Annotated in this window: 12 protein-coding genes; 2 read left to right on the top strand and 10 right to left on the bottom strand. The window is 72.2% G+C overall.

Annotation, left to right across the window (positions count from 1 at the left end; genetic code table 11):
* The first annotated feature begins 4 nt into the window (after positions 1–4).
* Entirely contained in the window at positions 5–217 is a 213-nt protein-coding gene (locus tag FJ694_RS08220) for a hypothetical protein (protein ID WP_157265970.1), read from the top strand.
* Positions 218–294: 77 nt separating this feature from the next.
* Positions 295–705 carry a hypothetical protein gene (locus FJ694_RS08215; RefSeq protein ID WP_157265967.1) on the top strand — a complete coding sequence of 137 codons (411 nt, stop codon included), beginning with the start codon at positions 295–297 and terminating at the stop codon, positions 703–705.
* Between the two features lie 28 nt (positions 706–733).
* On the opposite strand, the gene FJ694_RS08210 is transcribed toward FJ694_RS08215, so the two are convergent.
* The 10 genes from FJ694_RS08210 to FJ694_RS08165 form a co-directional block, all read right to left on the bottom strand.
* Positions 734–1,195, bottom strand: coding sequence for a hypothetical protein (locus FJ694_RS08210; protein WP_157265964.1), 462 nt, complete (start codon positions 1,193–1,195; stop codon positions 734–736).
* A complete protein-coding gene (locus tag FJ694_RS08205) occupies positions 1,192–2,526 on the bottom strand; it encodes a FliI/YscN family ATPase (RefSeq protein WP_157265961.1) in 1,335 nt (444 codons plus the stop codon). The genes FJ694_RS08210 and FJ694_RS08205 overlap by 4 nt, the downstream gene beginning before the upstream one ends.
* A complete protein-coding gene (locus FJ694_RS08200; protein ID WP_157265958.1) occupies positions 2,523–3,161 on the bottom strand; it encodes a FliH/SctL family protein in 639 nt (212 codons plus the stop codon). The genes FJ694_RS08205 and FJ694_RS08200 overlap by 4 nt, the downstream gene beginning before the upstream one ends.
* A 76-nt stretch (positions 3,162–3,237) precedes the next feature.
* Positions 3,238–3,753 (bottom strand): hypothetical protein, encoded by a 516-nt coding sequence (locus FJ694_RS08195; protein WP_157265955.1) that lies wholly within the window; start codon positions 3,751–3,753, stop codon positions 3,238–3,240.
* 340 nt (positions 3,754–4,093) lie between these two features.
* Positions 4,094–4,945, bottom strand: coding sequence for a type III secretion system inner membrane ring lipoprotein SctJ (sctJ, locus tag FJ694_RS08190; RefSeq protein WP_157265952.1), 852 nt, complete (start codon positions 4,943–4,945; stop codon positions 4,094–4,096).
* A gap of 267 nt (positions 4,946–5,212) precedes the next feature.
* Positions 5,213–5,650: an EscF/YscF/HrpA family type III secretion system needle major subunit gene (locus FJ694_RS08185; RefSeq protein WP_232539951.1), complete on the bottom strand. Its 438-nt coding sequence runs from the start codon at positions 5,648–5,650 to the stop codon at positions 5,213–5,215.
* A gap of 10 nt (positions 5,651–5,660) precedes the next feature.
* Positions 5,661–5,975 (bottom strand): hypothetical protein, encoded by a 315-nt coding sequence (locus tag FJ694_RS08180; RefSeq protein ID WP_157265948.1) that lies wholly within the window; start codon positions 5,973–5,975, stop codon positions 5,661–5,663.
* 48 nt (positions 5,976–6,023) lie between these two features.
* Positions 6,024–7,175, bottom strand: coding sequence for a SctD/MshK family protein (locus tag FJ694_RS08175; RefSeq protein WP_157265945.1), 1,152 nt, complete (start codon positions 7,173–7,175; stop codon positions 6,024–6,026).
* Between the two features lie 115 nt (positions 7,176–7,290).
* Positions 7,291–9,045 (bottom strand): type III secretion system outer membrane ring subunit SctC, encoded by a 1,755-nt coding sequence (gene sctC, locus FJ694_RS08170; protein WP_157265942.1) that lies wholly within the window; start codon positions 9,043–9,045, stop codon positions 7,291–7,293.
* 668 nt (positions 9,046–9,713) lie between these two features.
* Complete coding sequence (locus tag FJ694_RS08165) at positions 9,714–11,675, bottom strand: flagellar biosynthesis protein FlhA (RefSeq protein WP_157265939.1); 1,962 nt, start codon at positions 11,673–11,675, stop codon at positions 9,714–9,716.

Below are 11,675 nucleotides of genomic sequence, written 5' to 3'. Positions count from 1 at the left end.
TTCAATGAATGACTCCGCTGCTTGGAAATGGTCCGGCAACAAGCCTTTCGCCGAGCGCGTGCGCCGATTTCAATGGAGGAAAACAAAAGCAGCCGATGCTGGATTTGATGGCTGCGCGTTTTCGCGCCAAATCAATGTCGCCAAATATCCGTGCCACGGGCCTGTTCACTCGGTGTTTTCGATCCGCATCTTCATGTCGGCACGTCTTCCAGGGTGAATCCGGAGGATTGCCGAGATTTTTGGAAAAATGCCGGCCGGCGGTTCAATGGCGCCGGCGTTTGCGGGAGATCCTGAATGAAGAAGCTTGCCGTGGGGGAACGTGCGACCTTTGAAGTGGATGCGCGCAGGATGTTCAACGAAAGTGGAATACAGGTTGAGAGTGGCGCGGTATATCGGCTGGCTGTGAGTCAGCAAATTGAAGCCTGGGACGATGCCTCGGTTCACTCGTCGCCACGTCACGGCTGGTCCATGCCGTGGTCCTTGATCGAACCTTTGGTCCGCCTGCGGGCCCGAGCCTCGAATGTGCCGATGTATGCACTGGTCGGTGCAGTGGATGAAGACCCCTCGACCTATTTTCATGCCTTGGCGGAGCAGGACTGGACGCCCAGCAGGAACGGCCAGTTCACCTGCTTTGCCAACGACTGGGCACGTAAATACGACAACAACAAGGGAAGACTCCTGCTCGAAATGACCCGCGTGGCCTGATCCGTCAATTCCAGGCGGGAGCGGGCTTTCAATGGCGAGGCCTTCCCTGGTCTTCCACTTCCAGCTCCAGCCGCCGCTCCGCCGCCTGCGCCCGCTCGCGCTGCGCCACCTCCATCAGGCTGCGCACGGCGTCCTGGCCGGCCAGCGCGCGCGTGAGCTCGGCGCGCACCTGCTGCTGCTGTTCCTGCGCGGCCTCCAGCGCGTGCTCGTCGTCGATCAGCCCGTACTCGGCGCGCTCCAGCAGGTCGGCCAGGCGCTCGCGCTCGGCCGCGGCCACCTCGATCCAGCGCGGCAGCGACGGCGCCAGCGCCCCCACCACGCCGCGCGCCAGCGCGTCCAGCCCGGCGCGCAGCCCGTGCACTTCCGCCTCGCGCTCGCGCACCACGCGCAGCGCTTCTTCCACCGCGGCCTGCGCCTCCGCGCAGCGCGCGCGCAGCCGCTCCACGCGCAGCGCGCGCAGCCGCAGCAACTCGCGCGCCTCGCGGATCACGACGCCACCGCCTCGCGCAGCCTCTGCAGCGTCTCGTCGAAGCCGGTGGGCTCTTCCGCGTGCTGCTGCAGCAGCGCCTTGATGGCGGGCATGCGCTCGATGGCGGCATCGGCCACCGGGTCGCTGCCGGCCTGGTACTCGCCCACGCGCAGCAGGAACTCGACTTCCGCATGCCGCGCCATCAGCGTGCGCAGCCGCGCCGCGGCCTCGCGGTGGTCCCGGTCTGCCACGCGAGTAAAAACCCGGCTGGCGCTGCCCAGCACGTCGATGGCCGGGTAGTGGTGCGCCTGCGCCAGCTTGCGCGACAGCACGATGTGCCCGTCCAGGATCGAGCGCACTTCCTCCGCCACCGGATCGCTGTTGTCGTCATCCTCGGCCAGCACCGTGTAGAAGGCCGTGATCGAGCCATGCGCGTCGTTGCCCGCGCGCTCGAACAGCCGCGGCATCTCGGCGAACACCGAGGGCGGATAGCCCCGCCGCACCGGCGGCTCCAGCGCCGACAGCCCCAGCTCGCGCAGGCCACGTGCGAAGCGCGTGACGGAATCCATCAGCAGCAGCACGCGCCGGCCCTCGCGCCTGAACCCTTCCGCGATGGCGGTGGCCGCGTAGGCCGCGCGCACCCGCTCCAGCGCCGGGCGGTCCGAGGTCGAGACCACGAGCACCGAGCGCCGCAGACCCTCCTCGCCCAGGCTGTCGTCGAGGAACTCGCGCACCTCGCGCCCGCGCTCGCCGATGAGCGAGATCACGATCACGTCGGCCCGCGCGCAGCGCGCGAGCATCCCCAGCAGCGTGGACTTGCCGCCGCCGGCCATGGCGAAGATGCCCACGCGCTGCCCCTCGCCCACGGTCAGCGCCGCGTCGATGGCGCGCACGCCCGTGGGCAGCGGCGTGTCGATGCCGCGCCGGCGCAGCGGCGAGGGCGCGTCGGCATGCAGTGGCGTCCAGTCGAGCGTGCGCTCGTCCAGCGGCCGGTCGTCCAGCGGCCGGCCGAAGGGGTCGATCACCCGGCCCAGCAGCGCCGGCCCGCAGGGCACGCGCGCCACGTCGGACAGGGCCTGCACCGCCGCGCCCACGGCCAGGCCCTGCAGCGGCCCGTAGGGCGCCAGGATCGCCTCCGGCCCGGCAAAGCCGATCACCTCGGCCAGCAGCGGCTCGCGCTCGGCTTCCACCGCGTCGAACACCCGAACCTGCTGCCCGATGCGCGCGCGCAGCCCCGTGGCACGCAGCACCGTGCCGCCGGCCTGCACCACGCGGCCCTGCTCGGCCACGGTGCGCGTGCCGTGCAGCGCGCGCAGCAGGCGCTCGGATTCCTCGGCGAACGCCGTGCTCATGGATTCGGCTCCTCCGCGCCACGCGGCGCCCAGGCCTGCGCCAGCCGCGCGAGCTGCCCCTCCAGCGACGCGTCGATGGCGCCGTGCGCCGTCTCCAGCCGGCAGGCGTCGATGGCGCAGGCGGCGTCGCCGCGCACCTCGATCCCGATGCCGGGCCCGGCCGCATCGAGCGCCGACAGCCGCGCGCGCACCGCCTCGGCCCGGTCCGGGTGCACGGCCAGCACCAGCGGCTGCGCCGGCACCACCTCGGCCGCGGCGGCCTGCGCCAGCGCGGCCAGCACGTCGTCGGCGGCGAAGTGGCCGAGCAGCTTGCGCACCACCTGCAGCGCCAGCGCGCCGGTGTCGCGGCGCAGCCGCGCGCGCTCGCGCTCGGCGGCCTGGCCCAGCTGCAGCAGGGCGCTGGACAGCTCCTCGCGCGCCGCGCGCCGGCCGTCCGCCAGGCCCTGCTGCTGTCCTTCGGCGCGCGCCGTCTCCAGCACCGCGGCGATGCGCTGCGCCTCGGTGCGCTGCAGCTCGGCGAGCTCCGCGCACAGCCGCTGCGCGTCCTGCAGCACCGGCACCTCGGCCGCGCGCAGCACCAGGCGCGGCGAGGCGATGCGCGCCGGCCCCTCGGCCTGCCACAGCAGCCAGCTCATTGGGGCACCCTTGCGCTGCGCGCGGTCCCGCCAAGCGGGACGGTGCGCCGCCTTCGCAGCGGCCGTGCGGCGGCGCTCATGCCAGCGCCTCCAGGCTTTCGGCGGCGGCGATGAGCTGCCGCGCCGCCTCGGCCGTGAAATCCAGCGGCGCCGGCACGGCCAGCAGCGGGGCGGCGGCGCGGCGCAGCGGCAGCGGCTCCAGGGCCGACAGCAGCACCGCCGCGCCCAGCGCCTGCAGCCGCTCCACCACCGGCGCGCCGTCGCCCACGCGCTGCGGCGCCACGCCCGGCGGCAGGGCGGGCACGGGTTGCGCCAGCAACGCCTTCCACCAGGTCTCGCCCACGGCGGCGCGCGCCGCGGCCACGCGCGGGCGGTCGATCCACAGCCGCAGCTCCGCGCCGCACAGCAGCGCGCCGGCGCGGCACTGCAGCCGGTCGCTGGCGGCGGCGTCCAGCGCCAGCCACGGCGGCGCGGCGTCGAGCGCGTCCCACTCGATGTCGCCGGCCAGCGCGGGCGAGGCCGCGAGCAGCTGCTCGGCGATGGCGGCGCGGCGGCGGCGGTGGAGGGCGGGGTTGGCGGTGGGTGGGTTCATTGCTTGTTGCTCGCTGAAATGACTTCGTATTGGCTGCGAAAGCGCAGTGCTGTCCGGAGAGGCCGCAAGGGCGCCGGCCGGAAGCCGACACGCCGCCCCCACTACTTCGTCATCCCCGCGCAGGCGGGGATCCAGGCGGTCCCCAAGGTGCCGATGGCTGGTCGGGTAGCTCACCAGGGCCCAAGGCACGGCAGGCGCTGTGCATCAGCTGGCAGCTGGCTTGGGGGCCGCCTGAATTCCCGCCTTCGCGGGAATGACGAAACAGGGTGCGGTGCGGCGCAGCTGACGGGAAACCTTTCACGGCGGGCCTTTTCGCATACCGTTGCCCCGGCAACCGCCATCAAACCTGCTTCACCCCCGCCGCCGCCCGCCTCAACATCGCCTGCAGCTCCTCATGCGGCGCATGCGGCGCTTCCGGCGCGGGCAGCGCCCGGGGCGCGGCGCCATCCCGCTCGGCGTGGGCGCCGCGCCGGCGCAGCCACAGCAGCCCCCCGCCGCCCAGCAGCAGCACGCCGCCCACGCCGCCGGCCAGCAGCGGCACGGGCGAGGCCGCGCGCGCCGCGCCGGCGGCGGCGGACGCCGCGGCCGGGCGTGCCGCGGGAAGTTCCTCCGCCGGGAACAGCGCCACGGTGACGTTGTCGTAGGGCAGGCCCTCGATGCCGTTGACCACCAGCGCCTTGATCTGCGCGACCTGTGCCGTCATGTCCTTGTCCGGGCGGTGCTTGATGAACACCGACGCCGCCGCCGGCACGGCCTTGTCGGCCAGCGGGTGCCTCTCGGGCATGACCAGGTGCACGCGCGCCTGCACCACGCCGTCGATGCTGGTGAGCGTGTTGGCGATCTCCTGCGACATGGCGTGCACCAGCCGCGCGCGCTCCTCCAGCGGCGAGGACACGAAGCCCTCGCGCTTGAAGATCGTGCCCATGCTGTCGAACTCCGCGCGCGGATAGCCCTGCGCACTGAGCGCGCGCACGGCGGCGGGGAAGTCGTCGCGCGCCGTCCGGATCGAGAACACCCCGGCCTGGCCCTGCTTCTCGGCCTCGATGCCGGCGCTGCGCAGCACCGCCACCATCTCGTTGGCCTGCCGCTCGGAGAGCTGGCCGTAGAGCTCCTGATCGTTGCAGCCGGCCAGCAGCGCGAGCAGGACGCAGGGCAGGGCGAGTCGCTTCGACAGGCGCGAAAGGCTCGGCATGAAAGGCTCCTGTTTGAAGGTTTGAAGAACGGTTTTTCTGGAATCGAGGACCGCTGAACTCTTGATCCGTTCGCCCTGAGGTATCGAAGGGTGGACGGCCCGCACGGTGTGCGGGCATCCGAGCCTGTCGGATTCGGCCTTCGGTACCTCAGTCCGAACAGTTCGTGATGCCAGCCGCTTTTGGCCTCCGTACCAGCCTGACGGCTTCACCCTTCGATACCTCAGGGCGAACGGGGTGGGAGGCCTGGAACCTCACGCCGACTCCCATCACGACTGTTGCCTGAACAACTGCTGCAACCCGTCCGAAGTCCGGTTGGCGATGTTCGAGGTGAGCTGGCAATGGAACATGAATTCCTGACAGCGCACGGTGAGCATCACCACCTCGCCCGGAGACATCGGCGCGCCGCCGGCCTCGGCACTCCTGGCCTGCGCCGCCAGCTGCGTGGCCTCGGTGTTGATGTGGTCGAAGGGGCGCATGAGCTGGCGCGCGGCCTCGGTCGTGGCCTGCACCGGGCGCGCCTCCAGCCGCGCGCCCACGCGCGCCAGCGCGCTCTCGAAACCATTCAGGTCGCCGATCGAGAGGTTGTAGCCGGCCTGGGCGCCACCGGCTGCGCCGGACGCGCCGGCCTGCGCCAGCGCGCCCGCGGCGTGCATCGCCTGCGCGCTGCCGGCGCCCGAGGCCACGGCCACGATCTCCATGCTCATGGCGCGCTCCTCACTGCTTGCGGGCCATCGTGTCGAGCGCCTGCCCGACCGAGGAGATGGCGCTGTGCGAGCTGTTGGCGAGGAAGCTCATCTTGAGCGACTCGGTGGACAGCTGCGTGATCGCGGCGGGCGTGTCGTTGCCCCCGGCAATGATGTCGGACTGCTCCTGGATGCGCCCGGCCTGCGCGTCCAGCGTCTGGCCCCAGGCGCGCGCCATGGCCTCGAACCAGGCGTCCTTGTTGCCGCCCGCGCCCTTGCTCTGCTGCAGGGGCGCGGCCGCGATCAGGGCCAGCGGGTGCGTGTAGTTGGCGGGGGTGGTGCTCATGGGGCTTCTCCTTGCCTCGTGGATGAACCGTGGGTTGCAGGGGCTGCGTCAGAAGTTCAAGCTCGATTCCTCCCCGCCGCGCTCCAGCGTCACGTGCTGGCCGTCGATGCGGGTGATGCGGTGGCCGGTGGGCAGCATCGCGCCCTCGAAGTAGCGCGCGCCGTCGGCCGTGACCAGGTAGGCGGGATCGCCCGGCACCAGCGACGCGATGCGCTTGCCCGGGTCGTCGGGCACCGGCGGCAGCGGCGGCGGCGCGGGCCTGGCCTTGTTCACGAGGGCCAGCGCGGTGAGCCCGCGCACGTCGCGCTTCACCACCTCCTGCGCGCGCTCCACGCGCGCCGCATCCGGCTCGCTGGCTTCCACCGCCACCGCGCCCAGGCCGGTGACGCGTGCCTGCACCGCCACGCCGTTGAGGCGGAAGGTGTCGGTGACGTCGCGCGCCAGCGCCTCATCGACCTGCACCTGGATCGACGGCGCGAGCTGCCGCGTTGTGAACCACGCGTCCAGCCGCGCGCGCTGCGCCAGCGTCGCCAGGCGTCCGCGCACTTCGGGCTGTCCCGCGGCATTGCTGCCCACGCTCAGGCCCGCGAACTCGCCGCCCTGCAGCGCCTCGGCCAGCGAGGGCGCCTTCGCCGGCGCCTGCGGCGCACCGCCCCGCGCCGACACCAGCGCCAGCGTCAGCGCCGCCAGCCCGGCGAGCATCGCCAGCAGCCCCAGCGGCAGCAGCCACGCGGCGCGGCGCGCGCGGGGTTTCACCAGGGCGGGCCACTGCGCGGACTGGGCAATGGCGGCACGCGCTTCCTCGGCGGCGCGGTACGCGGCCGCCGCGTCCTCGCGCGCCGTGTCCGTGGCGCCGTCGCCGCCGGCCGGCCCGAAGGCCACGCTCAGGCCGCCCAGGCGCAGCGGCGCGCGCATCGGCCAGGGCGCGACGCGGCCGGCGTCGAGCCGCTCGCCGTCGAGCTCCACGCTGCCGGCGAGCACCTCCAGCAGCGCGTGGCCACCGGCGGCGGCGATGCGCACGCGCGCATCCGCGCCGCCGCTGCCGCGCAGCAGCAGCTCGGCCTCGTCGTCCCCGGCCGGGTCCTCGGCCACGGCCAGCACGCAGGTGCCGGCCAGCGGCGCCCGCGCGCCGGCCTGCGGGCCGTCGAGCACGCGCAGCTCCAGGGCGGGGTCAGGGGCGGTGAAGGGATGGGAGTCCATGGTCAGCCTTCCTTGTCTGGTCATTCCCGCGTGCTTCACGCTGTCGAAGCTCCAGGCCTATGCCGTTCGTCCTGAGGTATCGAAGGACGAACGGAGTAGCGCGTGCCGCAGCCTTTCACCGCCCAGGTCCCACCGCATCCAGGTCGATCTCCACCGGCGCGCGCTCGGGCGTGTAGCGCGCGCCGCCGGCGCCCGGCGCGGGCACGGGCGGCAGCTCGGGCTTGAGCGCGGTGGTGGTCGGCGCCGGGCGCGAGGACGCCAGGCGCGGCGTGATCAGGAACATGCGCTCCACGCGCGCCACGCTGGTGGCCTTGTTCTTGAACAGGTTGCCTACCACGGGCGCGTCGCCCAGGCCCGGCACCTTGTCCACGTTGGAGGTGGAGACCTCGCGCGTCATGCCGCCGATGAGCAGGCTCTCGCCCTCGGCGATTAGCGCCTGGGTGTTGATGCTGGAGCGCTCGACGATGGGGATCTGGTCCACCTGGCGCCCGGTGAGCGAGCCGTCCTCGACGTTGACCAGCAGCTTGATGCGCGTCTGGTCCTGGTCGCGGAAGACGTGCGGCGTCACGCGCAGCGAGGTGCCGGCGCTGACGTTGAAGAGGTCCACCTCCTCGCGCCCGGCCACGCGCACGAAGAAGGTCGAGGTGTTGTCGAACACCGCCTCCACGTTGGACAGCGTCACCACCTGCGGGCTCGACACCACGCGCGCCGCGCCCTCGGCCTGCAGCGCGTTGATGCGCGCGATGAACTGCCCGATCGAGCCCAGCACCGTGGACGCCACCAGGCCGCGGCCCAGGGTGCCCGCGGCCAGGCTGCCGAAGCTTGCCGAATTGCCGGCGTTGTTCCAGCGCCAGTTGATGCCCAGCTCGCGCAGCCGGTCGGTGTTGACGTCGATGATGGTCGCCTCGATCTCCAGCGACTGCGGCTCCACGTCCAGCGCGGCGATGAGCTGCTCGTAGCGCGCCAGCCGCTCCGAGACGTCGCGCACGATCACGGCATTGAGCCGCGGCTCGGCCTCGATGCTGACCTGGCGCGGGTCGTAGCCCGGCGCGGGCAGGCCCGGCGCCGGGGCGCTGGCCTGGGCTGCTTCGGGCGCCGCCGCGGTGCTGTTGAGGGCGTTGACCAGCGCGTCCACCGCGCGGCCGCGCGCGGCGTCGGCCGACTCCTTGCCGCGCTCGGCGGCGGTGGGCGCCACGCCCTGCGAGGCCAGGCCCTGGCCCTTGAGCTTGGGCAGGGTCGGGCGCAGCGCCACGTCCTGCGCGCCCGCGCCCAGCGGCCGCGAGCCCACCAGCGAGCGCAGGATCGACGCCACGCCGGGCACCACGATCTGGCGCCCGCCCAGGTTCACCGAGGTGTCCTGGGCCCAGGCGTAGCGCAGGTAGAAGACGCGGAAGTCCATCTGCCCCGGGGCGGCCGGCGCCGCGGCGGCGGCCTGCACCTGCTGCGCGCTGCGGACGAGCTCATCGACCTGCTCGGCAAAGCGCTTCGTGCCGCTGACGACGAGCTGGTTGCCCGAGGTCAGGCGCAGCGAGTTGCGGGCGTCGGGCAGGTTCAGCGCCTGGGCCTCGCGCAGCACGCGCTCGGCCGCGGCCGTGGGCAGCGCCTGGCTGCGCGTGACCAGCTCGCCCGCGGGCACCACGTGCATGGCCGCGCCGTCGTAGTAGGGCACCAGGTTGTAGACGCGCGCCACGTCGCGCAGCACGCGCTCGGCCGGGCCTGCGAAGTTGCCGTTGACGCTGCCGGCCAGCTGCGGGCTGATGACCGCGGGCACGTCCACCGAGGCGAACAGGTTCTGCAGGAACGCGGCGATCGGCTGCTCGCGCGCCGTGAGGTTGACCATGCGGCCGGCGTTGGGCATGGGGGCGGCCATCGAGGTTGCAGTGGCAACGAGCAGGCTGATGCGGACCAGCGCCCTCAAAAGCCGTCCTGGATGGAAAAGGACATGCCCATCCCGAAAGAAGGCCCGTCCGTCTTGAGTAAAGACCCGCCTGTCCCGAGAAATGACCCGTTCGGCTTGAGAACAGACCCGTTCGTCCTGAGAAAGGATCCGTTCGTCCTGAGGTATCGAAGGACGAATCCGGCAGGCTCGCATGGTGCCCAAGAGGCCGCTAGCTTCCTGGCCCGTTCGCACTGAGGTATCGAAGTGCGAATCCGGCAGGCTTGGATGGCCGCTGCCCGGCAGGGGCCGTTCATCCTTCGATACCTCAGGACGAACGGAATGCATCGCGGCCTCGGGATCAGCGCCCGGCAGGGGCCGCTCATCCTTCGATACCTCATACGCATCGCATTTGGTCCTCGAACACCACCCCGTTCGCCCTGAGGTATCGAAGGGTGAAGCCGTCAGGCTGGTAGGGAGGCCAGAAGCTGTGGGCTCCATGAACCGTTCGGACTGAGGTATCGAAGGCCGAATCTGACAGGCTCGGATGCCCGCACCACGGTGCGGGCCGTCCACCCTTCGATACCTCAGGGCGAACGGAAAGGGGTTGTCCGGCTGTTGAATGCGGCTGCGCAGGGTGCGCAGGCAGGCGGAGAGTGTGGTCACGCAACCTCCAGCAGGGGCGCGGCCGGCAGGGCCACGCGGTCGATCACGTCGAGCTGCAGCGTGGGCGTGAGCTCGTGGTAGGACAGCACCGGGGTGTCGAAGCATTCCGCCTCGACCAGCCGGCGCACGTGCCAGCGGATGTCGATGGGCGTGAGCAGCGCCGCCGCCTGGTGGCGCCGCACCGCGGCGCACAGCGCCTGGCTGACGGCCTGCGCCACCTGCGGCTCCAGCGCCAGCTGCGACACGCCGGCGTTGACGCGCACGCCCTGGCGCAACAGTTCCTCCAGCGCCGGCTCCAGCATCAGCGCGCGCAGGGTGCCGCCGGGCGCGGCCTGCCAGCTGAGCTGGCGCTTGAGCGCGATGCGGGCGAACTCGGTGAGCGAGTGCGCGTCCTTCTCGCGCTGGCCGGCATCCGACAGCGCCTCCAGGATGTCGCGCAGGTTGCGGATCGACACCCCTTCAGCCACCAGGCGGCGCAGCACCTCGGCCACGCGCTGCACCGGCAGCGCGCGCAGCACCTCCTTGACCACGTCGGGCATGTCGGCCGAGGCGCGGGTGAGCAGCAGCGTCGTGTCCTGCAGGCCCAGGAACAGCGGCGCCTGCCGGCGCAGCGACTGGCGCACCGCCTCGGCCAGGGCGCGCGGCATGTCTTCGCCGGGCAACTCGCCCTGCGCCAGCGGCACCTCGAAGGCCAGCAGCTCCCAGCCGGACTCGCCCGCGCCGTGCAGGTGCACGCGCGGCAGCGGCAGGCCGAGCTGCAACTGGAAATCGTCGAGCACCTCCTCCAGCGCATGGCTCAGCCGCGCGGCGCCGTCCCCGGCGAGCAGCCGCTGCGGCACGCGCAGCAGCAGCGGCACGGAGGGGCGAGCCTGCGGCAGCGCGGTGGCGGTGACGGGCGCCTCGGTGTGCAGCCGCTTCACCAGGCCGCTCACGGCCGGGTTGCGCACCTTCACGAGGCGCTCGCGCCAGGCCGGCGTGAGCAGCACGCCGGCGCCGCCGCACAGCAGCGCCAGGGCCAGGAAGGCGCCCACCGGGAAGCCCGGCACCAGCGACATCAGCACGCAGATGCCGCCGGCCACCAGCAGCACGCGCGGCTTGGCCATGAGCTGCTTGCGGATGGCGTCGCCCAGGTGCTTGTCGTCGTCGTCGCCGCTGCGCGTGACGATCAGGCCCGCGGCCATCGCGCCCAGCAGCGCCGGCACCTGCGCCACCATGCCCTCGCCGATGGTCAGGATCGAGTACTTGTGCACGGCCACGCCCACGGGCATGTCGTTCATGACCACGCCCACGGCCAGGCCGCCCAGCAGGTTGATGGCGATGATGACGATGCCGGCGATGGCGTCGCCCTTGACGAACTTCATGGCGCCGTCGAGGCTGCCGTGCAGCTTGCTCTCCTGTTCCAGCGCGCGGCGCTTGCGCCGGGCCTCGTCCTTGTCGAGCAGCCCGGAGCGCAGGTCGGAGTCGATCGACATCTGCTTGCCCGGCATGGCGTCGAGCGAGAAGCGCGCCGCCACCTCGGCCACGCGCTCGGCGCCCTTGGCGATCACGATGAACTGCACCACCGTGATGATCAGGAACACCACCAGGCCGACCACGAGGTTGCCGCCCGCAACCACCTTGCCGAAGGTGTCGATGATGTGGCCCGCGTCGCCGTGCAGCAGGATCATGCGCGTGGTGGCGATGGACAGCGACAGGCGGAAGAGGGTGGTCATCAGCAGCACGCTGGGGAACACCGAGAACTCCAGCGGCGAGCGGATGTAGATCGCCAGCAGCAGCAGCATCAGCCCCGAGGCGATGTTGGCCGCCACCAGCAGGTCGATCAGCCACAGCGGCAGCGGCAGCACCATCAGCGCCACGATGGCGACGACGCCGGCGACGAGCACCAGGTCGCTGTAGCGCGACAGCACGCTCTCGGGGGCAGTGCCCGCGCTGCTGCGGAAGTAGTCGGACATGCTCAT

The sequence above is a fragment of the Azohydromonas aeria genome, from assembly GCF_009760915.1.
GTDB classification, from domain to species: domain Bacteria; phylum Pseudomonadota; class Gammaproteobacteria; order Burkholderiales; family Burkholderiaceae_C; genus Azohydromonas; species Azohydromonas aeria.
Note: the sequence above shows the minus strand (reverse complement) of the source record. Positions and strands in the feature narration are given on the sequence as shown.

What these genes read in the sequence shown, in the direction of transcription:
- FJ694_RS08165 (WP_157265939.1), bottom strand. Translation starts at nt 11,675, where the DNA reads ATGAGCATGTCCGACTACTTCCGCAGCAGCGCGGGCACTGCCCCCGAG.
- FJ694_RS08200 (WP_157265958.1), bottom strand. Translation starts at nt 3,161, where the DNA reads ATGAGCTGGCTGCTGTGGCAGGCCGAGGGGCCGGCGCGCATCGCCTCG.
- FJ694_RS08215 (WP_157265967.1), top strand. Translation starts at nt 295, where the DNA reads ATGAAGAAGCTTGCCGTGGGGGAACGTGCGACCTTTGAAGTGGATGCG.
- FJ694_RS08195 (WP_157265955.1), bottom strand. Translation starts at nt 3,753, where the DNA reads ATGAACCCACCCACCGCCAACCCCGCCCTCCACCGCCGCCGCCGCGCC.
- sctJ (WP_157265952.1), bottom strand. Translation starts at nt 4,945, where the DNA reads ATGCCGAGCCTTTCGCGCCTGTCGAAGCGACTCGCCCTGCCCTGCGTC.
- FJ694_RS08180 (WP_157265948.1), bottom strand. Translation starts at nt 5,975, where the DNA reads ATGAGCACCACCCCCGCCAACTACACGCACCCGCTGGCCCTGATCGCG.
- FJ694_RS08175 (WP_157265945.1), bottom strand. Translation starts at nt 7,175, where the DNA reads ATGGACTCCCATCCCTTCACCGCCCCTGACCCCGCCCTGGAGCTGCGC.
- FJ694_RS08205 (WP_157265961.1), bottom strand. Translation starts at nt 2,526, where the DNA reads ATGAGCACGGCGTTCGCCGAGGAATCCGAGCGCCTGCTGCGCGCGCTG.
- sctC (WP_157265942.1), bottom strand. Translation starts at nt 9,045, where the DNA reads ATGGCCGCCCCCATGCCCAACGCCGGCCGCATGGTCAACCTCACGGCG.
- FJ694_RS08185 (WP_232539951.1), bottom strand. Translation starts at nt 5,650, where the DNA reads ATGAGCATGGAGATCGTGGCCGTGGCCTCGGGCGCCGGCAGCGCGCAG.
- FJ694_RS08220 (WP_157265970.1), top strand. Translation starts at nt 5, where the DNA reads ATGAATGACTCCGCTGCTTGGAAATGGTCCGGCAACAAGCCTTTCGCC.